Raw genomic sequence first — 25959 nt, 5'->3', positions numbered from 1 at the left:
CCGGCGCCAGCGGGCCCGGGGCGGCGGCGGCGGGGTGTAGGCCCAGAACGGTGGCGGCCCCGGCGGGCGGGTCGGGTCCGGCTGCAGCGGCGGCGCCGGCCAGCTGGTCTCGGAGGTCGACACGGGGCTGGGCTCAGTCCAGCCGGCGACGGCCGGAGAACGCCCGTCCGAGGGTCACCTCGTCGGCGTACTCGAGGTCGCCGCCGACCGGCAGACCGCTCGCGAGCCGGGTGACGGTGAGCCCGAGGGGGCCGAGCACGCGCGCGAGGTAGGTCGCCGTGGCCTCGCCCTCGAGGTTGGGGTCGGTGGCGAGGATGACCTCGGTGACGGCGCCGTCGGCGAGCCGTGCGAGCAGCTCCCGGATGCGCAGGTCGTCGGGGCCGACGCCGTCGATCGGGCTGATCGCGCCGCCCAGCACGTGGTACCGGCCGCGGAACTCCCGCGTGCGTTCGACGGCGAGGACGTCCTTGGGCTCCTCGACCACGCAGATGAGCGCGGGGTCGCGGCGGGGGTCGCGGCAGATCCGGCACTGCTCACCCTCGGCGACGTTGCCGCAGATGCTGCAGAACTTCACCTCGGACTTGACCCGACGCAGGGTCGACGCGAGCCGCTCGACGTCGGCGGACTCGGTGGCCAGCAGGTGGAACGCGATCCGCTGGGCGCTCTTGGGGCCGACCCCCGGGAGCTTGCCGAGTTCGTCGATGAGGTCCTGGACCGCGCCTTCGTAGATCACAGGCCCGGGAGGCCCGCGCCACCGCTGATCGGGGCCATCGTCTCCTCGGACAGCTCCGTGGCCGCCCGTGCGGCGTCGCGCACCGCGGCCACGACGAGGTCCTGCAGGGTCTCGACGTCCTCGGGGTCGACGGCGCGGGGGTCGATCACCAGGGCGGTGAGCTCGCCCGCGCCGGTCATGGTCGCGGTGACCATGCCGCCGCCCGCGGTGCCGGTGACCTCCTGGTCGGCCAGCTCGGCCTGCGCCTCGTCCATCTGCGCCTGCATCCGCTGCGCCTGCAGCATGAGCTGCTGGACGTTGGGCGGTCCGCCGCCGAAGCCGCCGGGGCGACCGCCACCGCCGCGGTGCCCACCAGAGCTGCTCCGTGCACCCTTGCGGTTCTTGCTCTGCGGACTCACGCCGACTCGGTCTCCGTCAGCTCGGGGCGCCTCGCGACGCCGGCCGGTGGGCGGCCTGGCGCACGCCCTGATCTGATCGGCTCAGCGTAACCGGCGGTCCTGACAGTCCGCCCTCCCAGACGGGGGCGTCGTCAGGTCCGGCGGAGGTGTCCCGCACGTGGGGTCATCGGCGAGCGCCGGACCGGGAGACCTCGGAGGTCGGCCCCGGGCCCCGGCCCTCCGCGACCGCGCCGACCAGGTCGGTGGCGACGTCGCGCAGCTTGCGGTTGGCGTTCTGCGAGGTGCGGCGCAGGAACGCGAACGCGTCCTCGGCCGTGCACCGGCGGGTGGCCATGACGATCCCCATGGCCTGGTCGATCACCGCCCGCGAGGCGAGGGCCTCCTGGAGCTGTTCGCCGAGCTTGCGCTGCTGGGCCTCCCGGCGCAGCAACTCCAGCGCGGCCGAGGTCTGGGCCGCGAACAGCCGCAGGGCGCGGCGGGTGTCGTCGTCGAACGCGTGGACGGTCGCGGCGTGGACGTTGAGCGCGCCGACCGTGCGGACACCGTCGCTGAGCGGGACGGTGTGGCAGGAGCCGAGGCCGAGCGCCATGGCGTGGGTCCGGTAGGCGGGCCACCGGCTGTCGGCCGCGAGGTCGGGCACGTCGACCGTCTCGCCGGTGCGCATGGTGTGCAGGCACGGGCCCTCACCCGCCGCGTACTGGGTCTCCTCCACCTGCCCCGCGACCAGGCCGCTCGCGGCGACCGTGACCGGGGTGTCGTCGACGTACAGGGACACGCCGCAGGTGGCCGGCGGGTCGAACACCTGGACGGCGAGGTCGGCGACGCGGACCAGGTACGCCTCGAGCGACGGCGTGGACAGCAACAGGGTGCCCAGCGCGACCAGGGCCTCCTGGAGTTCGAGGTGCGAGGCGAGCTGCGCGAACTCGGCGGCGTCGGCCGGGACCGTGTACTCCCGCTCCGCCGTGTCAGGGCCCATGTCGGACGTGGTCATGGCTGTGTACCTCTTCCGGTCTCCGGCGAGCGGGCGCTGGATCGGACCCGTGCTCCTACATACCCTGATCCCAGGTCGTCACGCCACGCTGGTGCCACCGGGTGACGCCGTCGCTGGTCCCGGGTACACGGGAAGAGCTCGGGGGTTCGGATCAGAGCCCGTTCCGCGGAGATGATCACACCTCGCAAGGAGGGCACGACGCAGTGTCCGACGACCTCGTGCACGACACCACACCCCCGGGCCTGGACCCCGACGACGGTGACGGCTGGTACGGCCAGCACAAGCGCGACCTCACGGTCGCCGTCCTGCCGTCGCGTCGTTACCACCGGGCCTTCGAGCCCGGCTGCGGCGACGGCCGGTTGACCGCGCTGCTCGCCACCCGGTGCGACGAGGTCGTGTGCTGGGACTCCGACCCCGCCGCCGCGGCCGCCGCGGCCGCCCGGTTGGCCGACGCCGGACACGTCTCGGTCGCCCAGGCCGCGTTGCCGCACGCCTGGCCGGACGGCACCGCCGACCTCATCCTCATCAGCGAGGTCGGCTGTTTCCTGGCGCCGGACGAGCTGGACCAGGTCATGGAGCACTGCGCGAAGACGCTCGTCCCGGGCGGCGTGCTGGTCGCGGTGCACCGTCGCACACCCACCGCGATCTACCCCGGCGGCGGCGACGACGTCCACGCCCGGCTGTTCGGCCTGCGCGGTGTGCTGCGCACCGGCGGCTACTCCGACCAGGACCTGCGTATCGACGTCTTCGAGCGACTCGCCTCCTGACCCGGCCCGGCGCCCTACTGGCCGAGGGAGGGGTCGACCGGTTTCGCGCCGAGCTGGTTGCGCAGCAGGTCGATCGCCGCGATCTCCGGATCATGCGCTCGCCGGCCCGTGGCCGGGTCGGGATCGCCGAGCGGTTCGCTGTTGTCGCGCGGGTCGAGGGAGTCCATCGGGTCCGGCGGCGGTGGGTCGGCGGGCGGTTCCCCGGCCACCTGGTCGGGGGTCGCGGGCTTGCGGGCCGGACGGTCGTTCGCGCCCCCGGACCAGGTGCTGGCACTGCCGGACCCGACCGGTGGCTCCACGACCGGGGTCGAGTTCACCGCGCCGCCGACCACCACCTCGACCTTCCAGGTCCCGCCCAACGCCTGCTGCAGGGCGGCCCGGATCGGTCCGAGGTTGCTCTCCTCGGACAGCATCTTGGCCAGCGGGGCGTGCGGCATCGACAACGTGAGGGAGCTGCCGTCGACCCCGAGGACCTGGGCGTCGTGCAACAGCGCGCGGGTCCGGCGCGACGGGATCGAGTCGCGGATGCTGTTCTCCCACAGCTCGCGGACCCGGTTGGCGTCGAGACCGTCCGCGGCCGGGACCTGCCGCACCGGCGCGGCGTCGGCCGCGGCGCTCGGGCCGGTCACCGTGACCGGCTCGGCGGCGCCCGGTGGGTCGGTGCGTTCGGGGGTGCGTCCAGGGGTGCGTTCGGCCGGACGCGGCGGGGCGCTCGCCGGCTTCGCCTCCGGGGCGCGTTCAGCTGAACGTGGCGGGGTGCTCGCGGCGCCGGGTTCCGGAGCGCGTTCAGCCGGACGTGGCGGTGTACTCGCGGCGCCGGGTTCCGGAGCGCGTTCACGTGAACGCGGCGAGGCATCCGCCGGCTTCGGTTCGGGGGCGCGGTCAGCTGGACGGGGCGCGGGGCTCGGGGCAGGAGGCTCCGGAGCGCGTTCACGTGAACGCGGCGGGCTGCTCGCCGCCGCCGGTTCCGCAGTGCGTTCAGCTGAACGCGGGGCGGCGGCGGCCGGGGCGGCCGGGGCAGCCGCAGCCGATCCCGACATCGAGGCCCGACGCTCCAGGGCCTCGACCCGCTGCAGCAGGGCGGCGGCGTCGGAGGCGGCGTCCGGCAGCAGCATCCGGGCGCAGACCAGTTCGAGCACCAGGCGCGGAGCGGTCGTGCCACGCATGTCGACAAGCGCCTGGTGGACGATCTCGGCGAACCGGGTGACGCTCGCCCGACCCAGCCTCCGACCCTGGTCCGACATCCGTTCCAGGATGTCGGCCGGGACGTCGAGCAGGCCGCTCTCGCCGGCGTTCGGGACGGCGTCGAGGATGACCAGGTCGCGGAAGCGGTCGAGCAGGTCGGCGGCGAACCGGCGCGGGTCGTGCCCGGCCTCGACGACCTGGTCGACCGCGCCGAACACCCCGGCGGAGTCGCCCGCGGCGAGGGCGTCGACCACGGTGTCGAGCAGGGCGCTGTCGGTGACCCCGAGCAGGCCGATCGCGTCGCGGTAGAGCAGGCCGTCGTCACCGGACCCGGCGAGCAACTGGTCGAGGATCGACAGCGAGTCACGGACGCTGCCGCCCCCGGCGCGGGTCACCAGCGGCAGGACGGTCGGTTCGACGGTGACGCCCTCGCGGGCGCAGATCGCCTCGAGGTGCCCGCGCAGGATGCTCGGCGGCACCAGCCGGAACGGGTAGTGGTGGGTGCGTGACCGGATGGTCTGCAGCACCTTGTCCGGCTCGGTGGTGGCGAAGACGAACACCAGGAAGTCCGGCGGTTCCTCGACGAGCTTGAGCAGCGCGTTGAACGCCGCCGTCGTGACCATGTGGGCCTCGTCGACGATGTAGACCTTGTACCGGTCGCGCACCGGGGCGTACCAGGCCCGCTCGCGGAGGTCACGGGCGTCGTCGACGCCGTTGTGGCTCGCGGCGTCGATCTCGATGACGTCGATGGAGCCCGGCCCGTTCGGGGCGAGTTCGACGCAGCTGTCGCAGACCCCGCAGGGCGTCGAGGTCGGGCCCTGCACGCAGTTGAGCGACCGGGCGAGGATGCGCGCCGACGACGTCTTGCCGCAGCCGCGCGGGCCGGAGAACAGGTAGGCGTGGTTGATGCGGCCGTGGTCCAGCGCGGTCGAGAGCGGACGGGTGACGTGCTCCTGGCCGATGAGTTCGGCGAAGGTCGCGGACCGGTACTTGCGGTAGAGCGCGAGCCCCGCTGCTGGGCCGGCCGGGGTCGTCACGGGAGCGAGGGTAGCGCCGGGCTCCGACAGTCTCGGCGGGCTCCGACAGGGGCCTGCCGGGCTCGGCCAGAAGGGGAGAGGACCCCCCGCGCACCCGTCAGAGCCGCCTTATCCTTGCTGCCTTCCGGCCCTGGGGAGGTTCAGAGGATGGACGCCGCGCGGGGAGCCGAGGCCTGAGTCTAGCGGGCGCGGTGGGCCGGGCCCGAACCCGCCGGAGACGGCTCTCTATGCTGTCCGGCGGAGGATTCGCCTAGTTGGCCTAGGGCGCACGATTGGAAATCGTGTTCGGGGAAACCCGTCGGGGGTTCGAATCCCCCATCCTCCGCCCGGAGCTGCGCGCGACCGTCTCGCCACGGTCGCGCGCAGTCCCGTCTCCGGGCCGGGTCCGGCCGTGGATGAGACCATGACCCGCGTGACGACTCCGCGCGGCGACCGGCCCACGGCGCCGCTCGGACACCGCACCGACGTCGTCGCCGGCCGGTTCGCCCTCGAGCAGCCGATCGCGAGCGGCGGTTCCGGGACGGTCTGGACCGCCCGCGACCTCAAGCTCGACAAGCCGTGCGCCGCCAAGGTGATGCGCCGGCGTGACGGCGGGGACCTGCTGCGCTTCGCCCGGGAGCAGGCGGTGCGGCTGCGTCACCCGCACGTGCTGACCCCGTACTCGTGGGCCGCGGAGGACGAACACGTCGTCATCGCCAGCGAACTCGTCTCGGGCGGGAGCCTCGCCACGCTGTCCGGCGACTGGGGGCCGCTCGCCGAGCCGACCGTGGTCGAGGTGGTGCGGCAACTGCTGGTCGCGCTCGGCCACGTGCACGACGTCGGCTTCGTCCACCGCGACGTCAAGCCCGCCAACGTCCTGCTCCACGCCACCGGCACCGGACCGCTCGACGCCTCGCTCGCCGACTTCGGTCTCGCGCTGCGCCCCGACGACGCCCGGCTGACCGAACACGGGACGGTCATCGGCACGCCCGGGTACCTCGCTCCCGAGGTCTTCCGCCCCGAGGTCCCACCCGGTCCGCCGCAGGACCTCTACGCCCTCGGCCAGCTCGCGGGATCGCTGCTCACGGGCGTGCAGCCCGACGGCATCCCCCGCGAGATCTGGCTCGGTCGCATCCGCGACCCGGCCCTGCGCCACACCCTGGCCGCGCTCACCGACGCCGATCCCGACGCCCGCCCGGCCGACGCCGCGGCCGCCCTCGCCCTGCTGGCTCCCGCCCACGGCGACCCGGTGCCCCGGACGGCCGAGGGCGAGCCGGTCGACATCCTCGACCAGCTGACCCACCTCGGCGACGACTCCCCCGCCACCACGCCGGCCGCGCTGCTGCCGCCCCGTTCCCGGGCCACGGGCATCGCGCCGGAGCCGGACGCCGTCCGAGCCGCGCCCACACCGCCGACTCCAGCTGCCCCGGCGGCCCCGGTGCCGCTGGACCGCACCCGTACCCCTCGTCGACGACGGCCGTGGGGCGTCGGCATCGCCGCGGCCGTGCTCGTGGCGGCCGTCGCCACCGCCGTCACCGCGGCCGTCACCGCGGGCGGCAGCTCCGGCGGCGGCACCGGCGGCCCGACGCCCGGCCCGTCCACGAGCGGCACCACCCTGGTCGTCTCGGCCGGGTCGACGTGTTCGTGGCAGCAGCAGAACGACGACGCCGTCACCAGCGGCGGTGCACGGGTCACGTGCACGGCCACCGGTGACGGCTACGTCTGGCGCTGAACGCCCGGGCGGTCAGTCCCGGTTGATGCCCCCGGGCGGCGGCATGATCGGCGGGCTCGCCGGCCGGGGCGCGCGACGGCGACCGAGCAGCAACCACCCGAGCACGATCGCGGCGAGCACGGCCACCCCGACCGACCCGCCCACGAGCGTCGTGCGCTGGGTCGACCACGACGTCGACTCGGCCGCGACCTCGCGATCGTTGTCACCAGCAACGGTCGACGAACCGTTGCTCTGTGCACCGGAAGGATCGTCGGTCGGACCCTGCGTCGGCTGCTCCGAGGCGCCGTAGACCGGCCCCTTCTCCTTGGCGCCGGTCACGTCGACGGTCAGCGTGTAGGGCACGGCCGTCTTCGTCCCGTCAGCGTCGTAGCCCGCCGAGAAGATGAGGTAGTAGTCACCGTCGATCGCGTACGGCTGGATCAGGCTGTCGTTGGAGTCCCGGTTGGTCCACCGCACCGGGTACGCGGTCGACCCGGCAAGTTGTCCCGCGAGGCCGCCCAGGAACGGCAGAGCTACCGCAGAGCCGACGGTCACGTCGCCGAGCTCCTGCCGCACCGGGCTCGCCGCGTACACCCGGCTCTGCACCCCGCCGAGTTGGGAGATGCCCGGGACCTTCTGGGTGTCGAAGCGGAACGCGAGCTGCTGGCCCCAGTCGAGGTGGACCTTGAAGTAGCGGTCCTCGCCGAACACGATGGTGTCGGAGACGGTCCGGCCCGGTTCGATCGGCACGGCCGAGTTGAAACTCGACCCACCCGTCACCTCCTGCACGTCCTGGCTCGGGGTCGGCAGCGGCGGCGAGGTCCGCTCGGTGGCGGGCTCGGGCAGGCCGGCGGTGTCGGCCGCGGGCTCGGACCGGTAGGCGATCTCCATCGGCAACGGGTCCGCCCCGCCGAAGTTGCGGGTCACGAAGAAGAAGAACGTGCCCTCGGTCGGGCAGCCGGAAGGCCAGTCGGGGCCGCCCACCTCACCGGGCGCCACCACGATCGAGGTGGTGAGGAACTTGCGCAGCGCGGACACGCTCTGCGTGTCACGGCGGATCAAGCAGCCACTGGTGTCCGCCGCGCCGGCGGTCAACGTGGCGGTGAGCAGCATCTGACTGACGATGGCGGAGTCACTGGGCGTCGCCGCCGGCACGATCGTGGCCGACAGGTACGGCGTCTCCCCCTCGTGCAGGTCCACGGCGTAGTACTTGCCGGGCCCGGAACGCCCGTAGTCGTCGCCGCCGTTGGCCAGCGTGTCCTGGTACTGACCGGGAGCGAGCTCCGGTGCGCCACCGGGGCCGGCGCTGCCGACGACGACATCGCCGGTGACGTCGTACGGCTCGAGCCCGCGCGTCACCTGCGTCTCCAGGCTGGTGCCGAGGCTGCCGGCGTCGGACGCGTCGGAGTAGGTGCCACCGGTCGCCTGGGCGATGCAGGATAGCTGCGCCCGGGCCGCGGCGTCGACCTTGAACCCGACGGTGTGGACGATCAGGTCCACACCCTGCTGCTTGAGCTGCTGCGCGACGTCGCACGGCGGCGGCGGGGAGCAGGTGTCCTCACCGTCGGAGACCAGCACGATCGAGCGCGGCCCCTCGGCGGGCAGCGCCGCGGCGGCCTTCTGCAACGACGCACCGATGGGCGTGTAGCCCTTGGCCTGGATGCCGTCGACGGCCGTGGTGAGCGCGGCCTTGTCGACCCGGCCGACGGCCGCCAGCTGCGAGATGTCCTTGCAGCCGGCGGTCTTCTCCGCGTTCGAGGACCCGGTGTGGGTGCCGTAGACGGTCAGGCCGACCCGGGCGTCGGTCGGCAGGCCGTCGACCAGGTTGCGCACGGCCGTCTTGGCGGCGTCGATCCGCGAGCCGGGGGCGTCGGTCTGGTTCATCGACCCGGACGCGTCGAGCACGATCATCACGGGGGCGAGGGTCTCGCCGGTTGCCGGAGCGCCGGATCCCTCGGTGGCGGCGGCCGGTCCGACGGGCCCGGCGAACACGGCGCCGAGTGCGGCGAACGCCGCGGCGGTGAGCGCAACGGCCCGCCAGCCCCGACGGCGGTGGGTGGTGCGTGTCATGACGTCTCCCCTAGTCTTTGCAGGTGCAAACCGATGACTCGATGTTTGCACTCGCGAATTCCGGACGCAAGGACGAGCGATGGTGAACCCTCCCCAACCGAACGACGCCGTGGCCGAACAGATCCGGCTCTACGGCGAGCCGCTCGCCCAGGTCTTCGGCCGGGTGCTGACGGCGTTCGGCATACCCCAGTCCCGCCTCGCCGAGGTCATCGGCCTGAGCGCGCCCATGCTCAGCCAGCTGGCGAGCGGGCGCCGGGTGAAGATCAGCAACCCGGCCGTCTACGGGCGGTTGCTGCGGCTCGACGAGCTCGCCCGGCGCCCGGAGGTCGCGAACGGGGACCCCGCGGCCCGGACCGCCGGCCTGGCCGAGGTGGCCGCGTCGCAGCCGTCGCTCACGACCCGCTCGAGCGGACCCGACGTCGACCTCGACGCGCTCGCCACGGCCCTGGCGCAGCTCGCCCCGGCGACGGTGTTGCTCGACCTCGCCGCCCGGTGCCCCGAGCCGCGCCTCGCGGGCGTCCTGCAGCGCGGCGCGGCAGTGGCCGGGGCGCCGTCAGCCGGACCGGTCTGACCCGGTCCGGCCGACGGCTCCAGCTGGGCCGACGGCTTCAGCCGGAGTGGGCCGACGGCCGGATCCCGGCGGTGTTGCCGCCCGCGGCCTGGGCGGCCGGACGCTCGACCACCGCTCCGTTCTTGCCGCGCGGGAGCTGGTCGGCCGGGGTGTGCGGGTAGAGCTCGAAGGTCCCGGACACGTCGACCAACAGGTTGTTCGTCCCGGCCGCGTTGAACAGGTTGAACCGGTTGCTGTACCCGACCTCGGCGATGGCGTGGTTCGCGATCGTCTGCTTGGCGTTCGGGTTGAGCAGCGACGCGACCGGGCGCGGGTAGTCGTCGTAGGTCGGCCAGACCGTCACGTAGGTCGGTAACGACGGCGCGACCGCGGTGACGTTGCTGTCCAGCGCGACCGTGTCGTAGCCCGCCACGCTGGTCGGGGCGGTGACGGTGTGGGTGGTGCCGGGGCCGAACGGCGTCGTGCCGAGTCCTGAACGGGAGTCGACGATGCGGGTCGGCGAGGCCAGCGGCCGGTACCGGTAGTTCGCCACGAGCCCGCCGTGGTCGAAGAACCCGTTGATGTCGACGACGAGGTCGATCGGCGCGGAGGACACGTTGCGCACCGCGATCCAGGCGCACTGCGGGCAGGAGCTGTCGTTGTAACCGGCCGGGACGATCGCCGCGTTGGAGATGACCCCGCTGGCCCGGTTGAAGTTCAACGTCGACGTCTTGGGGATCGACGGGCCGTTGTTCCAGGTCGTGAGGTAGCCCTGGGTCGTCGGGCGGACCGCGGTGACCGTCACCGACATGGCCGCGATGTTCTCGTCGTCGTTCTTGTACGAGACGGGGATCGAGACCCACGCACCGGCGGGGAGCTTGCCGTAGCCCCAGGTGCGGGTGTCGAGCAGGCGCTCGACCAGTGTCGGGTGGTAGCCGCCACCGGTGGACCGCGCCGCGGTGCCCTTCGCGTAGTAGCCGACGATGTCGGCGATGACCGAGGTGTTGCCGAGGTAGTTGTAGATGTCGATCTGGCCGCCCGCACCGACCGGGACGGTCACGAGGTTCGCGCCCTGCCAGCCGGCCGGGAAGTTGATGCTCGAGGTGGTCGGCCGCGCCTTGCCGGTGGGGTAGGCGGTGAGGTACCCGGGCTTGCTCGGGCGGTCGACGGTGAGGTTGAGGACCACGGCGCTCACGGTCGCGGGCGACCGGGTGACGACGAGGTGCAGGATCCCGCCGGAGGGCAGCGGGCCGCGGTGGCCGCCGAGGCCGCTGCGGGTGTCGAGCAGGCGGGTCGGGCCGAAGGTCCGGTACGTGCCCTCGGCGACGTCGGTCGCGCCGGCGCTGAGCGCGACCTCCCACGGGGTCGCCGTGTCGTGGACGAGGACCAACGTGCCGGTCGAGTTGCCGGCGACGAGCGGGCGTGCCCGCACCACGATGCTGCACGACGTTCCGGCCGCGAGCGCCTGCTGCTTGCAGTCGTTGCCGACCACGCTGAACGCCTCCGGCTGGGCACCGCCGAAGGTCGCATCGTCGATGAACGGCAGCGGCTGGGTGCCGGTCGCCGTGAGGGTGACCGTGCGGTCGGTGTACGCCCCGAGCGAGACGGTCGGGTAGGCCACGGACTCGGTGAGCGTCAGACCCGCGTAGTCGACCTGCGAGTGCCAGCGCACGTAGGCCGAGTACTGGTCCGAGCCACACGCGACCTGCAGGTCGGCGCCGAACGCGGTGAGCGCGTCACCGTCGTAGGTCGCGTCGACGATGGTGACGGAACCGGAACTCGCCCCGAGCGTGGTGCAGTCGCGGTTCGGGAGGTTCCCGACCCGGACGATGGCGGAGTCGGTCCCGCCGCTCGTGCTCACCGCGAGGACCTGGCCGGTCTCCCAAGAGGTGCCGGTCGGCGCGAACAAGTCCAGGCGGATCGTGCCGCCGGATGACGTGAAGCGGGCCGTGTCGGCGTCGAGGGCGACCTTGTCGACACCGTCGCCGGTCACCTCGACCGCACCGCCTGATTCCGCCGCGCCCCCGGAGTCAGCGCCGGCCGAGGCCTGGACGCCGAGCGCGAAGTACAGCGGGGTGGGGACAGTGACCGGCGCGGCGGACGCGGGCGCGACGGCCAACGTTCCGATCAGACCGAGGACGGACAGGCCGACGAGGACAGCACGACGCAACAGGAGCTCCCAGGGTTGACGCCGCTCGTGCAGGAGCGGCGCGTGAAGCTAACACGCTTCACAGGTGGGAAACACCTCGGATGGCCGGTTTACACGACCCTGATCAGCTGTTCTCGGCGATGTACGTGGAGGCGTCCTTGTCGCTCTCGTCGACGCCCTTGCCCGCCGGGTGCTGGTGGTAGAACTTCAGCCACTGCATGGCCAGGTCGCGCCGCAGGTCCGGCGTCGTGGACTTGATGAAGTCGGTCAGCGCGTCGCGCTCCTCCTCGTCCAGGTGCTCGCCGTTCTCGTGGCGGGCCTTGTTGACCGCGTCCCACCACTCCTTGCTGTCGACCTCGTGCTCGCGCGACTCGGCCACGGCGTCGCGGATCGCGTTGTGGTCCTCGATCGCGTCTTCCGTCTCGTCCTCGGGGTCGCCCTCGTGCCCCTTCTTGAGCAGCGCCGGGTAGAACACGGTCTCCTCGGCGTCGGCGTGGGTGTCCAGCCGGGTCGCGAGCGGCTCCCAGATCGCGGTGAGCTCGTCCTTGGTCTTGGCCGAGTCGAGGTAGAAGAAGTGGGTCCGGAGCCACGTGTGGTCTTCGAAGATGAGGTCGACGATGTCCGCTGCCATGCCCGTCTCCTACCCGGTGCGGGCCGCGGCGTCCCGTACGTCGGCACCCCCACACCGGCGAGTGGTCACTTCTCCCCCCGAGTGGTCACGAACTGCTGACCATTCGGGGGGCTTTCTGACCACTCGCCGAGGTGGCGGACGTGACGGGCGGTCAGCGGTGACCGGCGGGTTCCCCGCTGTCGGCGGCGTCGGTCTGCACCTCGCGCTGGCCCTCCTCGGCCCAGAGGGTGTGGAAGACGCCCTCCTTGTCGACGCGGAGGTAGGTGTGGGCGCCGAAGTAGTCGCGCAGGCCCTGGATGAGCGCGGCGGGCAGGCGGTCGCGGCGCAGCGCGTCGTAGTACGACAGCGCCGAGGAGAAGCCCGGGATCGGCACGCCCGCCTGGGTCGCGGTGACGACGACCCGGCGCCAGGCGTCGTTCGCGTCGGAGACGACCGAGGCGAACGCCGGCGCCACGAGCAGAGAGCGCAGCTCGGGGTTCTCCGCGTACGCCTCGGAGATGGTGTTGAGGAAGCGGGCCCGGATGATGCAGCCGCCGCGCCAGATCTTGGCGATGGCACCGGGGTCGACGCCCCAGTCGTACTCCTTGCTCCCAGCGAGGATCTGGTCGAAGCCCTGCGCGTACGCCACGATCTTCGACGCGTAGAGGGCGGAGCGGACGTCGTCGGCGAACTGCGCCCTGTCGATCGACACCGCGCTGCCGTCCGGGCCGGGCAGCTCACCCGCGACCTCCCGCTGCTCGGCGTGGCCGGACAGCGCGCGGGCGAACGTCGCCTCGGCGATTCCGGTGACGGGGATGCCGAGGTCGAGCGCGCTCTGCACCGTCCAGCGGCCGGTGCCCTTCTGCTCGGCCTGGTCGACCACGACGTCGACGAACGGCTTGCCGGTCTCGGCGTCGGTGTGCTTGAGGACCTCGGCGGTGATCTCGATGAGGTAGCTCTCGAGATCGCCCTTGTTCCACTCGTCGAACACGCCCGCGATCTCGGCCGGGGTGTAACCGCCGACGGACCGCAGCAGGTCGTAGGCCTCGGCGATCAGCTGCATGTCGGAGTACTCGATGCCGTTGTGCACCATCTTGACGAAGTGGCCGGCGCCGTCGGGCCCGATGTGGGTGCAGCACGGTTCGCCGTCGACGTGCGCGGAGATCGACTCGAGCAGCGGGCCGAGCGTCGCGTAACCCTCCTTGGAGCCGCCGGGCATGATCGATGGCCCGTGCAACGCTCCCTCTTCACCGCCCGAGACGCCGGTGCCGACGAAGTTCAAACCCTTGTCACGTAGGGCTTTCTCGCGTCGACGGGTGTCGAGGAAGTGGGCGTTGCCGCCGTCGACGATGATGTCGCCGGGCTCCATGAGCTCGGCCAGTTCGTCGATGACGGCGTCGGTCGGGCCGCCGGCCTTGACCATGATGATCGCGGTGCGCGGCTTCTTCAGTGACGCGACGAAGTCCTTCATCGGGCCTGACGGGACGAACGTCCCCTCGTCGGAGAAGTTCGCGACGAGGTCGTCGGTCTTGGCGCGGGAACGGTTGTGGACGGCGACGGTGTGACCGTGACGCGCGAAGTTGCGCGCGAGGTTGCGGCCCATGGTCGCGAGGCCGGTCACGCCGATGTCGGCGGTGCCCTCGGTGGATGCGGAGGAGTCAGGAGTGCTCACCCGACCCAGTCTGCCCTTCCACCGACCTGCGAACCAGGTCCGGTCGGACCCCCCTTCAGCGGCGGCGGGCGACGAGCCGGCACCCCTTCGCCGGCGTCAGCGTGACGTTGCGCGGCAGGGCCGCCTCCGGACGCGGATCGGGGGCCGTCAGTTCGTACCGCAGCAGGGCCTCGCGCAGGATGATCACCGACTCCATCAGCGAGAACGCCGCGCCCAGGCACCGACGGGTGCCGCCGCCGAACGGGATCCAGGTGTTCGGCGCGGGGTTCTGACCGAGGAACCGCGACGGGTCGAAGCGGTGGGGGTCGGGGAAGTTCTCGGGGTCCAGCTGCACCAGCCCGATCGCCGGCATGATCCGCACGCCGGCGGGGACGAGGTGCTCGCCGACCAGGAACGGTTCCTTCGTCAGACGGGCGACCTCCCAGATCACCGGTCGCACGCGCAACGCCTCCTTGAGGACGGCCTCGAGGTACGCGTCGTCGCCCTCGTCGGCCGCCTGCCGCGCGCGGGCCTGGACGTCGGGGCGGCGGGCGAGTTCGTGGAACGTCCAGGCGAGCGAGGTCGCGGTGGTCTCGTGGCCTGCGAGCAGCAGCGTGATGAGGTTGTCGCGGATCTCCTTGTCCGACAGCCCGTCGCCCGCGTCGCGTTGCCGGATCAGCTGCGAGAGCACGTCGGTGCGTTCGGCGAGATCGGGCACCGTCCGCCGCTCGGCGATCTCGGCGTAGAGCAGCTCGTCGAGCTCGGCCGCCACCCCCGCGTACCCCCGCCACGGCGGCAGCACCTTGAGCTTCGCCGACTGCAGCCCGAGGGTCACGAGCAGCGAGGCGTTGACGATCCGGTCGACCGGCGGCGTGAGCGCCGCGAGCCGGGCCGGATCGGTGACGCCGAAGACGACGGTCAGGATGATGTCGCGGGTGACCTCGGTGGTGAAGTCGTGCGCCGCGAACGTCCGGCCGACCGGCCACCGCTCGACGTTCTCCTTGGCCACGCGCGTGACGACCTCGCGGTACCCGTTCAGCGGTGCGCCGTGGAACGCGGGCATCAGCAGTTTGCGGATGCGGAGGTGGTCGGCCTCGTCGACCAGCAGCACCGAACGGTCGCCCATCGCGGGTTCGAGGATGTTGTTGCCCTCGCCCGCGTGCAGCACCGACGTCGAGCCGGTGAAGACGGTCTTGACCAGCGCCGGATCGGCGACGACCACGAAGTCCCGCCCCGGCATGATCCGGATCGAGTACACGTCTCCGTGGCGGCGGCGCAGCCAGCGGGTGAACGCGGGGCGGAACCGCCCGAACACGACGGTCTGCACCAGGCGGGGCAGCGGCGCGCCGGGCGGCAGCGCGGGTTCGCGGGTCGCAGGCGTGGTGCGACGGATCGGGACGACGGTGTCGGTCATGACGGCCTCCTGAACGGCGTTCAACAAGGCTAGCGTGACAGCGCGTCGCAGGTAAAGCGGTCAGGTCCCGCCGATCCGCACGACGGCCCGGCGCACGCGGAAGCGCACCACCTCGCCCGGGCGGCACTGGGCCAGGGCGTCGACGCTCTCCGGGTCGAGCACGGCGATGACCGGGTACCCGCAGGTCGTCGGGTGGTCGGCACCGAACACGATCGGACGTCCGTCGGCCGGGACCTCGACCGCGCCGCGGATCGTCGGCTCCGACAGCAGTTCCCGGCGCACCGCCCGATCCAGCGACGGCCCGGACAGCCGCACCCCCACCCGGTCCGACTCCGGCTCGACGGTGAACTCCGAGGTACCGAACGCCTCGAGCGCCGCGGCCGTGAACCATTCGTCGCGGGGGCCGAGCACGCCGGTCAGCACGGTCGGATCTGCCCGCCGGACCGCCGCCAGGTCAACCAGGAGCGGACCGACGACCGCCCGGCCGACCTCGAACCGGTCGCCGGCCCGCACCGCGCGCCCCATCCCGCTCGCCTCGTCGACCGACCGCGAGCCCAGGACGACCTCGGTGTCGAGGCCGCCGCGCACCGCGACGTAGATGCGCAACCCGGCGGAAGGTCGACCGAGTCGCAGCGTCGCACCGGCCGGCACCCACTGCGGCCCGTCGAACCGTCCGACCCGCTCCCCGACCGCGACCGGAACGGGTGCGCCCGTGACGGCCACCCACGCCCCGGTCGTCGTCCGCAGCCCGAAGCCGCCGAACAGCACCTCGAAGGCGGCGGCGTCCTCGGCGGTGCCGACGAGTCGCTGGGCGAGACGGAAGCCGGCCCGGTCCGCCGCTCCCCCGCCGCCGACGCCCCACGCCGCGTGGCCGGTGCGGCCGAGGTCCTGCACGGTGGCGCCGGCGCCGACCTCGACGACCTCGAGGGTCACGCCGCCTCGAACCGCACGGTGTCGCCGGGCGCGAGCACGGCCGCGGGGTACCGGTCGGCTCGCCAGAGATCGTCGAGGGCGCGGCCGATCAGCTGCCAGCCGCCCGGCCCGAGCTTGGGGTAGACGCCGGTGAACGCCCCGGCCAGGCCGACGGCGCCGCGCGGCACCTTGGTCCGCGGCGAGGGTCGGCGCGGCACCTGCAGGCGGTCGTCGCCGCCGGCGAGGAAGTAGAAGCCGGGCGCCATGCCGATGAGCGCGACCCGGTAGGTCGGGGCGGTGTGCGCGGCGACGACGTCGTCCGCCGAGAGGCCCGTGAAGCCGCAGACGTCGTCGAGGTCAGGGCCGTCGTAGGCGACGCGCACGAGCCGGGGTTCGGCCGCGGTCGGGGGCGGGAGCTCGTCGGCCGACGCCGCCAGGGCCACGAGCCGGTGGCCGAGCACGGTCGGGTCGACGCGCGCCGGGTCGAAGCGGACCAGCACCGTCTGCAGGCCGGGCATGGTCTCGACGACGCCCGCCTCATCGGTCAGCCGGGCGCGCAACGCCGTCACCGCCGCGGCCGAGTCGACGTCGACCAGCAGGGCCTCGGCGCCGTAGCTGCGCACGCCGACCACGGCCATCAGGGCAGCCGGCTGCCCGGGATCCGCGGGAACCGGTCCAGGCCGAAGACCTCGATCTGCGGCGGTCGCTGCTGCACGAGCACCGCGCCGTCGACGACCAGGCAGTGCCCGGTCACGTACGCGGCGTCGTCCGAGACGAGGAACAGCGCGGGACCGGCGAGGTCGTCGGGTGAGCCGCCGCGGCCGAGCGGGACGGTGGCGTCGCGGCGCTCCTTCGAGCCGCCCTCCAGGTGCTCGGGGCGGGTGGCGATGAGCCCCGGCACCAGCGCGTTCACGCGGATCCCGTACGGCGCGAGCTCGAGCGCGAGGCTGCGGGTCATGGCCTCGATCGCGCCCTTGGACGCGTCGTAGCCGACCGCCCCGCGGTGCGAGCGGGTCGCGCCGCCGCTGCTCATGTTGACGATGACACCCCGCCCGGCCGCGGCCATGATCGGCGCGACCCGGTCGATGAACAGGTAGTGGCCCTTGAGGTTGGTGCGGATCATCGCGTCCCACCAGTCCTCGTCGCCGTCGAGGAAGTGCCGCAGCGTGACGACGTCGCCGGCGTTGTTCACGAGGATGTCGACGGTGCCGAACCGGTCGACGGCCGTCTGCACCACCCGGTCGACGTCCTCGGCGCGCCCGACGTCGGCCGGCACCGCCACAGCCGTCCCGCCCGCCGCCGTGAGCTCGGCCGCGGCGTTCGCCGCGCCGTCCCCGTCGAGGTCGGCGATGACGACGTTCGCCCCCTCGGCTGCGAACCGCCGCACGATCGCCCGCCCGATGCCGTTCGCCGCGCCCGTCACGATCGCGGTGCGGCCCCTCAGTTCGTCGTGCGGCTCGCGCATGCCCGCCCTCTCCGGTGTCGGTGACCGAGTCGCCCGCAGGCTAGTGCGCGGGGCGTCCGCCCCGCCGACACGCCCGTGCCCTTCACCGCCCGCAGGGCCCGGGACGACCGGAAGACGGACTTTCGTCACCCCCCCGGCCCACCGACCACACCACCCCGAACACGAACGACCGCCCGCGTCCGGGGGACACGGGCGGTCGTGGGTGCGAGAAGAGGCGTCAGCGCCAGCCGAGCTCCGGGGCGACGTGCGTGAGCAGCGACTCGAGCACGTGGGCGCAGTAGTCCACGCCCAGCTGGTTCGGGATCGTCAGCAGCAGCGTGTCGGCCGCGGCGATCGCCTCGTCCTCGCGCAGTTGCTCGACCAGCTGGTCCGGCTCGCCGGCGTAGGTCTTGCCGAAGCGGGCCTTGCCGCCGTCGAGGAACCCGACCTGGTCACTGCTGCGGGTGTCGTTGCCGAAGTACGCCCGGTCCTCGTCGGTGACGATCGGGAAGATGCTCCGGCTGACCGAGACGCGCGGCTCGCGGGGGTGGCCGGCGTCGGCCCACGCCTTGCGGAACCGCAGGATCTGCTCGGCCTGCAGCTGGTGGAACGGGACGCCGGTGTCCTCCGACAGCAGCGTCGAGCTCATGAGGTTCATCCCCTGCTGCGCGGTCCACTCAGCCGTCGCGCGTGTGCCGGCGCCCCACCAGATCCGGTCGCGCAGACCCTCCGAGTACGGCTCGATGCGGAGCAGTCCCGGCGGGTTCGCGAACATCGGGCGCGGGTTCGGCTCGGCGAACCCCTCACCGCGGATCACGTCGAGGAACACCGAGGTGTGCTCGCGGGCCATGTCGGCGTCGTCCTGGCCCTCGCCGGGGACGTAGCCGAAGTACTTGTAGCCCTCGATGACCTGCTCCGGCGATCCCCGGCTGATGCCGAGCTGCAGCCGGCCGCCCGAGATGAGGTCGGCCGCGGCGGCGTCCTCCGCCATGTACAGCGGGTTCTCGTACCGCATGTCGATGACGCCGGTGCCGATCTCGATCCGGCTGGTGCGAGCGCCGACCGCCGCCAAGAGCGGGAACGGCGAGGCCAGCTGCCGCGCGTAGTGGTGCACCCGGAAGTACGCACCGTCGGCACCGAGCTCCTCGGCCGCGACCGCGAGGTCGATCGACTGCAGCAGCACGTCCGACGCGGAGCGCGTCTTGGAGTACAGGGAGTCGGACCAGTGTCCGAACGAGAGGAACCCGATGTGCTTCATGGCCGGTTGAACGCTCAACCACCGGGAAGTGTTCCGGGATGCACGACGCCCCGCGTCCATCCGAACGCGGGGCGTTGTCCTTGGCGGTGGCGGTGGGATTCGAACCCACGGTGGTGTTACCCACACACGCTTTCGAGGCGTGCTCCTTTGGCCGCTCGGACACGCCACCGCCGATGAGGGTAGCGGACCGCCTGGTGGGGCAGCCTGCCTGTATGGCGACCCCGGAGATCCCCTCCCTCCCGTTCCACCACGGCCACGCGGGCGCGATCCCGATTGTCGGCTTCGGCACCTGGCAGGCACGCGGCGACGACGCGTACGAGTCGGTCACCACCGCCCTCGAGCTCGGCTACCGCCACGTCGACACGGCCTGGATGTACCGCAACCACACCGAGGTCGGGCGGGCGATGACCGACAGCGGCGTCGCCCGCGACGACGTCTTCCTCACCACCAAGATCCCGCCGGACCGCGCCGGTCAGGCCCGGGCGACGCTGGAGAAGTCGCTCGAGGACCTGCAGACCGACCACCTCGACCTCTGGCTCATCCACTGGAGCGACGGCTCCGCGCTCGTCCCGCTCTGGGAGCAGTTGCTCCAGGCGCGGGAGGACGGCCTCGCCCGCGCGGTCGGCGTCAGCAACTACTCGATCAGTCAGATCGACGAACTGACGAAGGCCACCGGCGTCGCACCGGCGCTGGACCAGGTGCGGTGGGGGCCGCCGGACTACGACCCGGGCTTCGCCGCCGACCTCACCGAACGCGGGGTCGTGCTCGAGGGCTACAGCGCGCTGAAGATCACCGACCTCGACGACCCGGCGCTGGTCCGCATCGCCGAGGAGCACGCGGTGACCGTCCCGCAGGTCATCTTCCGGTGGCACGTGCAGCACGACGTCGTGGCCATCCCGAAGTCCGTCAAGCCCGAGCGCATCGCGCAGAACCTCGACGTCTTCGACTTCGAACTGTCCGACGACCAGATGGCGGAGGTCGACGCCCTCGCCGACCGGTAGTCGGACGGGGCCGCGGATCCTAAAGTCACTCCACGGAGAGAACCGGTCGCCGTTGCGGTATGGGCTCTGAAGGGGAGACTTCCGACCCCGTTCCCGACCACCAGAGGATTCTCATGGCGCCCGTTCCCACCCGCGAGGACAAGTTCAGCTTCGGTCTGTGGACCGTCGGCTGGCAGGCCCGCGACCTGTTCGGCGAGGCGACCCGCCCCGTGCTCGCCGGCGTCGAGGCCGTGCACAAGCTGGCCGACCTCGGCGCCTACGGCATCACCTTCCACGACGACGACCTGATCCCGCCCGACTCCTCGGCGACCGACCGCGACCGGATCATCACCGAGTTCAAGGGCGCGCTCGAGGAGACCGGGCTGGTCGTCCCGATGGTGACGACCAACCTGTTCGGCGATCCCGTCTTCAAGGACGGCGGCTTCACCAGCAACGACCGCGGCGTCCGCCGCTACGCCTTGCGCAAGGTCATGCGGAACATGGACCTCGCCGCCGAACTGGGCGCCGAGATCTACGTGTTCTGGGGCGGCCGCGAGGGTTCCGAGGTCGACTTCGCCAAGGACGTGCGGTCCGCTCTCGACCGGTACCGCGAGGGCATCGACCTGCTCGCGCAGTACTCGATCGACAAGGGCTACAACATGCGGTTCGCCATCGAACCCAAGCCCAACGAGCCCCGCGGCGACATCCTGCTGCCCTCGATCGGTCACGCGCTCGCGTTCATCTCGCAGCTCGAGCACCACGAGATGGTCGGCATCAACCCCGAGACCGGGCACGAGCAGATGGCGAGCCTCAACTACACGCACGGCATCGCCCAGGCGCTGTGGCAGGGCAAGTTGTTCCACATCGACCTCAACGGCCAGAAGGGTCCGCGCTACGACCAGGACCTCGTGTTCGGGTACGGCGACCTGCTCCAGGCCTTCTCCACCGTCGACCTGCTGGAGAACGGCGCGCCCGGCGGCGGGCCGACCTACGACGGCGACCGCCACTTCGACTACAAGCCGCTGCGCACCGAGAACATGGACGGCGTGTGGGAGTCGGCGCTGGCCAACATGGAGCTGTACCTGACGCTGCGTGACCGGTCGCGGGCGTTCCGCGCCGATCCCGAGGTGCAGGAGGCGTTGGCTGCGGCCCGCGTCGCGCAGCTGGCCGAGTCGACGCTGAACGACGGCGAGAGCTACGACGACCTGCTCGCCGACCGCAGTTCCTACGAGGACTACGACCTCGAGGGCGCCCGGAACCAGGGGTACGGCTACGCCCGGCTCCAGCGCCTCGCGCTCGAGCACCTGCTCGGGGTGCGCTGACCCACGTCAGAACGTTGCCGACGACGCGAGCGGGATCCCGCTCGCGTCGTCGGCGTTCAGTGGGCGGCGGGCGCGGCCGGCTGCTCGGGCCGCAGCACGCCTGACGGCAGTAGCAGCGCCGTCAGCACGGCGCCGACGACGAAGATGCTGCCCGACAGCAGGAACGCCGTGGTGTAGCCGTGGACCGCGGCGAGGACCTGCTCGTCGGACCGGGTGTGGGTCCGGGCGAACCGCACCGTCGAACTGGCCGCCAGGGTCGACAGCAACGCCGTGCCCACCGAGCCGCCGACCTGCTGCATGGTGTTGACCATCGCCGACGCCACCCCGGCGTCCTGGCGTTCGACGCCGTAGGTCGCGCTGCTGATGGCGGGCGCGAAGATCAGACCGAACCCGAGGCCCAGGACGATCAGCGACGGCAGCACCCCGCCGGCGTAGCTCGACGTCGGCGACAGCCGGGCCAGCAGGAACATCCCGAGGGCGCCGAGCGCCATGCCGGTCGGCACCAGCGGACGGGGACCGAAGCGCGGCAGCAGCACGATGTTGGCGTTGGTCGACGCGGTGACGATGCCCGCGGTCAGCGGCAGGAAGCTCAGCCCGGTGACGATCGGGCTGAAGTCCTTCACCTGCTGCAGGTAGTACGTGAGGAACAGGAAGACGGCGAAGATCGCGATGGCCGACAGCCCCACCGCGAGGTACGAGGTCCCCCGCACCCGGCTGGCGAGGACCCGCAGCGGCAGTAGCGGGTGCGCGACGCGGCGCTGCACGAGGACGAACGCGCCCAGGAGGACGACGCCCGCGACGATCGCGGTCAGGGTGACGGTGTCGGTCCAGCCGTCGGTCGCGGCGTGCGAGAAGCCGAAGACCACGAGGAACAGCCCGGCCGATGCGAGCAGCGTGCCCGGCACGTCCAGCTTCGGACGGGTCGCCCCGCGGGCGTTGTGCAGCAGGGCGACGGCGCCGACCACCGCGACCGCGGCGAACACCAGGTTGACGTAGAGGCACCAGCGCCACGAGAGCCACTCGGTGAGCGCACCGCCGAGCACGAGGCCGACCGCACTGCCGCCGCCCGCCACCGCGCCGAACACCCCGAACGCCTTGGAGCGTTCGCGGGGGTCGGTGAAGGTCGTGGCCAGGGTCGCGAGCGCCGCCGGCGCCAGGAGCGCACCGAAGATCCCCTGCAGGACGCGCGCGCCGACCAGGACTCCGAACGACTCCGCCGCGCCGCCCAGGGCGGAGGCGACGGCGAAGCCGACGAGCCCGACGATGAAGGTGGTCTTGCGGCCGAACAGGTCGCCGAGCTTGCCGCCGAGCAGCAGCAGGCTGCCGAAGGCGAGGGCGTACGCCGTGACGATCCACTGACGGTCGGTGTCGGCGAACCCGAGGGCCTTCTGGGCCGAGGGCAGCGCGATGTTCACGATCGTCGCGTCGAGCACGACCATCAGCTGGGCGATCGCGACGACCACCAGCACCAGCCAGCGCCGCGCGTGGTGGGGTGATGCGCCGTCCTGCGGGCCGCCCGGGTGGGCCGCACCGGTGGGAGCGGACGGCGGGACCACCTGCGTCCGGGCGTCGTCGGATCCGGTCGTCGCGTGCGTCATGGAGCGCGGTACCTCTCGCAGGTGGGACCGCGCGAAGACCTTCGGCGGCGCGTCGACCCGAGGGCCGACCTCGGTCGCAGTGACGCGGCCCAGCTCCCGGCCCAACCTCCGCCCCGCCGAGGGTGTTCCGGTCTCCCGGCCGCCTGACGCGACCCGAACACGCCGGACGGCCCGCGTCCACCCTCAGGGCGTGCGGCGCGCGGCGAAGAAGTCGTCGAGCACCGCCTGACACTCCATGGCGCGAACACCTCCGACGACCTCGGGGTTGTGGTTGAGCCGGGTGTCACGCAGGACGTCGCGCAGCGATCCGGCCGCGCCGTACGCGGGGTCCCACGCGCCGAACACCACCCGCGCCACCCGGGCGAGCACCAACGCGCCGGCGCACATCGTGCACGGTTCGAGCGTCACCGCCAGCGTGCAGCCGTCGAGCCGCCACGTCCCGAGCGCGGCGCCGGCAGCCCGCAGTGCGACGACCTCGGCGTGACCGGTCGGGTCGTGGGTCGTCTCGCGTTCGTTGCACCCGACACCGATCACGTCGCCCGCGGGCGAGAGCACGACGGCTCCGATCGGCACCTCGCCGCGGTCACCGGCACGGCGGGCGTGCTCGAGAGCGAGGGCGAGAGCGGCGTCGTCGGCGGGGCGGACGATCACCGGCGAGCGGGCGAGACCGTCCGAACGGCCGCGAGGTAGTCCTCGGCGATGTCGAGCCGCTCGGCGATCTCCTCGAGCATCTCGTCGGGGTAGGCGTCGAGGTCGTCGACGATGTCGGTGAGGTCGTCCTCGGACACCCCGAGGTCGGAGAGCAGGTCGAGGTCGCCGATCGGCCAGACCTCGTCGAGTTCGTCCTCGTCGGGGGGTTCCTCGCCGAGACGTTCGAGCACCTGCTCGGCCAGTGGGTACTCGACGGCGGCGGTGAGATCCGACAGCAACAGCGCGATCTTCGGGCCGTCCATGCGGGCGAGCACGAAGAACTCGTCGTCGACGGCGGCGGCGACGAAGGGCCCGCCCTCGGACGGTTGCGAGCGCAACGCGGCGAGCAGCACGGTGAGGTCGTCGAGGACGGTCGGGGGCAGCGGCTCGACGCGCCAGCGGCCCTCGCTGCGGCTGACGGCCACGGCGAACCCGACGGAATCGGAAGTCGTGGCGGTCACACCCTCATGGTGGCACCCCGGAGGACCGCGGGGGAAGGAGGATGTCGATCCCGGGGCCTTAGGGTTGAGCGTCGTGACTGCTTCCTTCGGCCGCGTCGCCGTGCTCGGGCTCGGCCTCATCGGCGGCTCACTGGTCCGCGCGGTGCGCCACAGCGGCCACGACGTGGTCGGCTACGACCCCGACGCCGCGACCGTGTCGGCCGTGTCGGCCAGCGGGTTCCCGGTCGCGGCGAGCGTGCAGGGCGCGGTGCACGGCGCCGACCTCGTCGTGCTCGCCATGCCGCTGCCGGAACTGGCCGCGGCCGTCGAGGCCACCGCGCCGCACCTGGGCGCCGGGGCGGTGCTCACCGACGTCGGCACGCTGAAGCTGCCCGTCCTCGAGGCCGTCCGCCGCCTCGCCCCACGCGCGCGGTTCGTCGGCGGCCACCCCCTGGCCGGCACCGAGTTCAGCGGCTGGCTGGCGTCGGACCCGATGCTGTTCCGCGACGCCCCGTGGGCGCTGACGATCGAGCCCGACACCGACCTCGAGGCGTGGCTGGCCATGGCCGAACTCGCCTGCGACCTCGGGGCGAAGCCGGTGCCCACCACCGCCGCCGAGCAGGACGCCGCGGTCGCGCGGGTCATCGGTCTGCCGCACATGCTGGGCGAGGCCCTCGCGGTCAGCGGCATCGCCGCGGGGCCGCTCGCCCTGAGTCTCGCCGCGGGCTCGTACACGTCCGGGTCGCGCGTGGCCCGCACCCGGCCGCCGCTGGTCGCGAGTTGGTGTGACGGCAACACCACCCTGGTCGATTCCCTCGACGACGTCATCGCCGAACTGCAGCAGGCGCGCGACGCCCTGGCCTCCGGCGGGTCGGTGCTCTCGCTCGCCGAGCAGGGCCACGCCGCGCGGATCGGCTGGGAACGACGCCTGTTCGGTCCGGTCGAGCTCTCCGGCGATCCCGAGTCGCTGCGGGCCCACGGGCGCGCCGGTGGTTGGGTGACGGCCGTCCTGCGCGACGACGACGGTGTGCGCCTGCTCGGGATGCGGCCGCGGTGACCCTCTCCGCATCGCAGGCCGGGCCGGGTCCGGTGCTCGTCGAAGTCGAACGCGGCGGGGTCGTGGAGTCGGTGCACACCGGTCACCTCGTCGTCCTCGGCCCGCGGGGCGACCTCGTCCTCGAACGCGGACGCCCGGACCTGCCAGTGTTCTGGCGCTCCGCCGCCAAACCGTTGCAGGCAGCAGCAGTCCTGTCAGCGGGCGTCACGCTGACCCAGGAGCAACTCGCGATGGCCGCGGCCTCGCACGCGGGCGAGCCGGTGCACGTCGAGGTCGTCACCTCGACGCTGGCCGACGGCGGCCTCGACGAGAGCGACCTCGGCTGCCCGCCCGCCTGGCCCCTGGACCCCGCGGCCTTCGCCGCGGCCTACGAGGCGGGGCAGGACGGCCGACGGATCTTCATGAACTGCTCGGGCAAGCACGCCGCGCTGCTGCGGGCCTGTCAGCAGCAGGGATGGCCGACCGCGGGCTACCTCGACCCGGACCACCCGCTGCAGCACCACCTGCGCGACACCCTCGAACAGATCGCGGGCGAGAAGATCGCCGCGTCCACCGTCGACGGCTGCGGGCTACCCCTGCACGCCCTGTCACTGCGCGGCCTCGCCCGCAGCTTCCGTGAGCTGCGGGAGTCGCCGGTCGCCGAGGCCATGCGGGCCCGGCCGGTACTGGTCGACGGCACGGGCCGGTTCACCACGCGCGTGCTGGCGGGCGTCACCGGCGTCCTGGCCAAGAACGGCGCCGAGGGCGTGTTCGCGGCGGCCCTGCCGGGTGGGGCGGCGTTCGCGGTGAAGATCGACGACGGCGCGGTGCGGGCGGCCGAGGTCGTCGCCGGCGCCGTGTTCGCCTGGCTCGGCGCCGACGGTGACCTGCCGCCGTCGACCCAACCGGTGCTCGGCGGCGCCGACGTGGTCGGCAGCGTGCGCGTGCGCGCCGGTCTGCTGGACGGCTGAGACCCCGCGCACGGCCCCGTCACACCCGGCGCGTGCCCGGCGCGATCACGTCGTAGCCTCAGC

The 25959-nt window shown here is 72.8% G+C and carries 23 protein-coding genes, 2 tRNA genes and 1 other RNA gene; 8 read left to right on the top strand and 18 right to left on the bottom strand.

From position 1 onward, the window contains the following. Positions 1 to 133: 133 nt before the first annotated feature. The 3 genes from recR to ACXR2U_RS16505 form a co-directional block, all read right to left on the bottom strand. Positions 134 to 730 (bottom strand): recombination mediator RecR, encoded by a 597-nt coding sequence (gene recR / locus ACXR2U_RS16515; protein WP_458826160.1) that lies wholly within the window; start codon positions 728 to 730, stop codon positions 134 to 136. After that, a complete protein-coding gene (locus tag ACXR2U_RS16510) occupies positions 730 to 1131 on the bottom strand; it encodes a YbaB/EbfC family nucleoid-associated protein (RefSeq protein WP_458826156.1) in 402 nt (133 codons plus the stop codon). The genes recR and ACXR2U_RS16510 overlap by 1 nt, the downstream gene beginning before the upstream one ends. A 163-nt stretch (positions 1132 to 1294) precedes the next feature. After that, complete coding sequence (locus tag ACXR2U_RS16505; protein ID WP_458826155.1) at positions 1295 to 2122, bottom strand: GAF and ANTAR domain-containing protein; 828 nt, start codon at positions 2120 to 2122, stop codon at positions 1295 to 1297. A 203-nt stretch (positions 2123 to 2325) separates the two neighbouring features. On the opposite strand from ACXR2U_RS16505, the gene ACXR2U_RS16500 reads away from it, so the two are divergent. Beyond that, positions 2326 to 2889 (top strand): class I SAM-dependent methyltransferase, encoded by a 564-nt coding sequence (locus ACXR2U_RS16500; protein ID WP_458826154.1) that lies wholly within the window; start codon positions 2326 to 2328, stop codon positions 2887 to 2889. Between the two features lie 14 nt (positions 2890 to 2903). Here the strand turns inward: ACXR2U_RS16500 and ACXR2U_RS16495 are convergent, their stop codons facing one another. Then, positions 2904 to 5111, bottom strand: coding sequence for a DNA polymerase III subunit gamma and tau (locus ACXR2U_RS16495; protein ID WP_458826153.1), 2208 nt, complete (start codon positions 5109 to 5111; stop codon positions 2904 to 2906). A gap of 74 nt (positions 5112 to 5185) precedes the next feature. Continuing rightward, positions 5186 to 5282, bottom strand: an RNA gene (gene ffs / locus ACXR2U_RS16490) — signal recognition particle sRNA small type. A 68-nt stretch (positions 5283 to 5350) separates the two neighbouring features. On the opposite strand from ffs, the gene ACXR2U_RS16485 reads away from it, so the two are divergent. Both ACXR2U_RS16485 and ACXR2U_RS16480 read left to right on the top strand, forming a co-directional pair. Continuing rightward, positions 5351 to 5436: transfer RNA gene (locus ACXR2U_RS16485), tRNA-Ser, on the top strand. Between the two features lie 87 nt (positions 5437 to 5523). Further along, complete coding sequence (locus ACXR2U_RS16480; protein WP_458826152.1) at positions 5524 to 6822, top strand: serine/threonine-protein kinase; 1299 nt, start codon at positions 5524 to 5526, stop codon at positions 6820 to 6822. Between the two features lie 12 nt (positions 6823 to 6834). On the opposite strand, the gene ACXR2U_RS16475 is transcribed toward ACXR2U_RS16480, so the two are convergent. Then, entirely contained in the window at positions 6835 to 8871 is a 2037-nt protein-coding gene (locus ACXR2U_RS16475) for a vWA domain-containing protein (protein ID WP_458826151.1), read from the bottom strand. A gap of 82 nt (positions 8872 to 8953) precedes the next feature. Between ACXR2U_RS16475 and ACXR2U_RS16470 the strand changes: the two genes are divergently transcribed. Next, complete coding sequence (locus ACXR2U_RS16470; RefSeq protein ID WP_458826150.1) at positions 8954 to 9442, top strand: DNA-binding protein; 489 nt, start codon at positions 8954 to 8956, stop codon at positions 9440 to 9442. A 37-nt stretch (positions 9443 to 9479) separates the two neighbouring features. Here the strand turns inward: ACXR2U_RS16470 and ACXR2U_RS16465 are convergent, their stop codons facing one another. The 9 genes from ACXR2U_RS16465 to ACXR2U_RS16425 form a co-directional block, all read right to left on the bottom strand. Continuing rightward, the gene (locus ACXR2U_RS16465; RefSeq protein ID WP_458826149.1) at positions 9480 to 11591 is read right to left on the bottom strand and encodes a choice-of-anchor D domain-containing protein; all 2112 of its coding nucleotides are present in this window, start codon (positions 11589 to 11591) and stop codon (positions 9480 to 9482) included. Positions 11592 to 11694: 103 nt separating this feature from the next. Continuing rightward, positions 11695 to 12201 carry a hemerythrin domain-containing protein gene (locus ACXR2U_RS16460; RefSeq protein WP_458826148.1) on the bottom strand — a complete coding sequence of 169 codons (507 nt, stop codon included), beginning with the start codon at positions 12199 to 12201 and terminating at the stop codon, positions 11695 to 11697. 151 nt (positions 12202 to 12352) lie between these two features. Beyond that, a complete protein-coding gene (gene gndA / locus ACXR2U_RS16455; RefSeq protein ID WP_458826159.1) occupies positions 12353 to 13861 on the bottom strand; it encodes an NADP-dependent phosphogluconate dehydrogenase in 1509 nt (502 codons plus the stop codon). 46 nt (positions 13862 to 13907) lie between these two features. Next, on the bottom strand, positions 13908 to 15245 hold the full coding sequence (locus tag ACXR2U_RS16450) for a cytochrome P450 (protein ID WP_458826147.1): 1338 nt from the start codon (positions 15243 to 15245) through the stop codon (positions 13908 to 13910). Between the two features lie 60 nt (positions 15246 to 15305). Next, positions 15306 to 16178 (bottom strand): 5-oxoprolinase subunit C family protein, encoded by an 873-nt coding sequence (locus tag ACXR2U_RS16445; protein ID WP_458826146.1) that lies wholly within the window; start codon positions 16176 to 16178, stop codon positions 15306 to 15308. After that, a complete protein-coding gene (locus ACXR2U_RS16440; RefSeq protein WP_458826145.1) occupies positions 16175 to 16795 on the bottom strand; it encodes a 5-oxoprolinase subunit B family protein in 621 nt (206 codons plus the stop codon). The genes ACXR2U_RS16445 and ACXR2U_RS16440 overlap by 4 nt, the downstream gene beginning before the upstream one ends. Next, complete coding sequence (locus ACXR2U_RS16435; RefSeq protein WP_458826144.1) at positions 16795 to 17622, bottom strand: SDR family NAD(P)-dependent oxidoreductase; 828 nt, start codon at positions 17620 to 17622, stop codon at positions 16795 to 16797. The genes ACXR2U_RS16440 and ACXR2U_RS16435 overlap by 1 nt, the downstream gene beginning before the upstream one ends. A 217-nt stretch (positions 17623 to 17839) precedes the next feature. Beyond that, positions 17840 to 18859 (bottom strand): LLM class flavin-dependent oxidoreductase, encoded by a 1020-nt coding sequence (locus tag ACXR2U_RS16430; RefSeq protein WP_458826143.1) that lies wholly within the window; start codon positions 18857 to 18859, stop codon positions 17840 to 17842. Between the two features lie 81 nt (positions 18860 to 18940). Beyond that, a tRNA-Ser gene (locus ACXR2U_RS16425) sits at positions 18941 to 19028 on the bottom strand. A 43-nt stretch (positions 19029 to 19071) separates the two neighbouring features. Between ACXR2U_RS16425 and ACXR2U_RS16420 the strand changes: the two genes are divergently transcribed. Further along, entirely contained in the window at positions 19072 to 19860 is a 789-nt protein-coding gene (locus tag ACXR2U_RS16420) for an aldo/keto reductase (RefSeq protein WP_458826142.1), read from the top strand. Positions 19861 to 19973: 113 nt separating this feature from the next. After that, positions 19974 to 21161: a xylose isomerase gene (gene xylA, locus ACXR2U_RS16415; RefSeq protein WP_458826141.1), complete on the top strand. Its 1188-nt coding sequence runs from the start codon at positions 19974 to 19976 to the stop codon at positions 21159 to 21161. 56 nt (positions 21162 to 21217) lie between these two features. Here the strand turns inward: xylA and ACXR2U_RS16410 are convergent, their stop codons facing one another. From ACXR2U_RS16410 to ACXR2U_RS16400, 3 genes are all read right to left on the bottom strand, one after another. Next, complete coding sequence (locus tag ACXR2U_RS16410; RefSeq protein WP_458826140.1) at positions 21218 to 22759, bottom strand: MFS transporter; 1542 nt, start codon at positions 22757 to 22759, stop codon at positions 21218 to 21220. A 183-nt stretch (positions 22760 to 22942) separates the two neighbouring features. Then, positions 22943 to 23410 (bottom strand): tRNA adenosine(34) deaminase TadA, encoded by a 468-nt coding sequence (gene tadA, locus ACXR2U_RS16405; RefSeq protein ID WP_458826139.1) that lies wholly within the window; start codon positions 23408 to 23410, stop codon positions 22943 to 22945. Beyond that, a complete protein-coding gene (locus ACXR2U_RS16400; RefSeq protein ID WP_458826138.1) occupies positions 23407 to 23910 on the bottom strand; it encodes a tRNA adenosine deaminase-associated protein in 504 nt (167 codons plus the stop codon). The genes tadA and ACXR2U_RS16400 overlap by 4 nt, the downstream gene beginning before the upstream one ends. A gap of 73 nt (positions 23911 to 23983) precedes the next feature. Here ACXR2U_RS16400 and ACXR2U_RS16395 point away from each other — a divergent pair, with 73 nt between their 5' ends. Beyond that, the gene (locus tag ACXR2U_RS16395; protein WP_458826137.1) at positions 23984 to 24946 is read left to right on the top strand and encodes a prephenate dehydrogenase/arogenate dehydrogenase family protein; all 963 of its coding nucleotides are present in this window, start codon (positions 23984 to 23986) and stop codon (positions 24944 to 24946) included. Further along, a complete protein-coding gene (locus ACXR2U_RS16390) occupies positions 24943 to 25896 on the top strand; it encodes an asparaginase (RefSeq protein WP_458826136.1) in 954 nt (317 codons plus the stop codon). The genes ACXR2U_RS16395 and ACXR2U_RS16390 overlap by 4 nt, the downstream gene beginning before the upstream one ends. Positions 25897 to 25959 lie beyond the last annotated feature (63 nt).

Source organism: Jatrophihabitans sp. YIM 134969 (genome assembly GCF_054456675.1).
The sequence above is the reverse complement of the archived record's forward strand: the minus strand, read 5'-3'. Positions and strand labels throughout refer to the sequence as shown.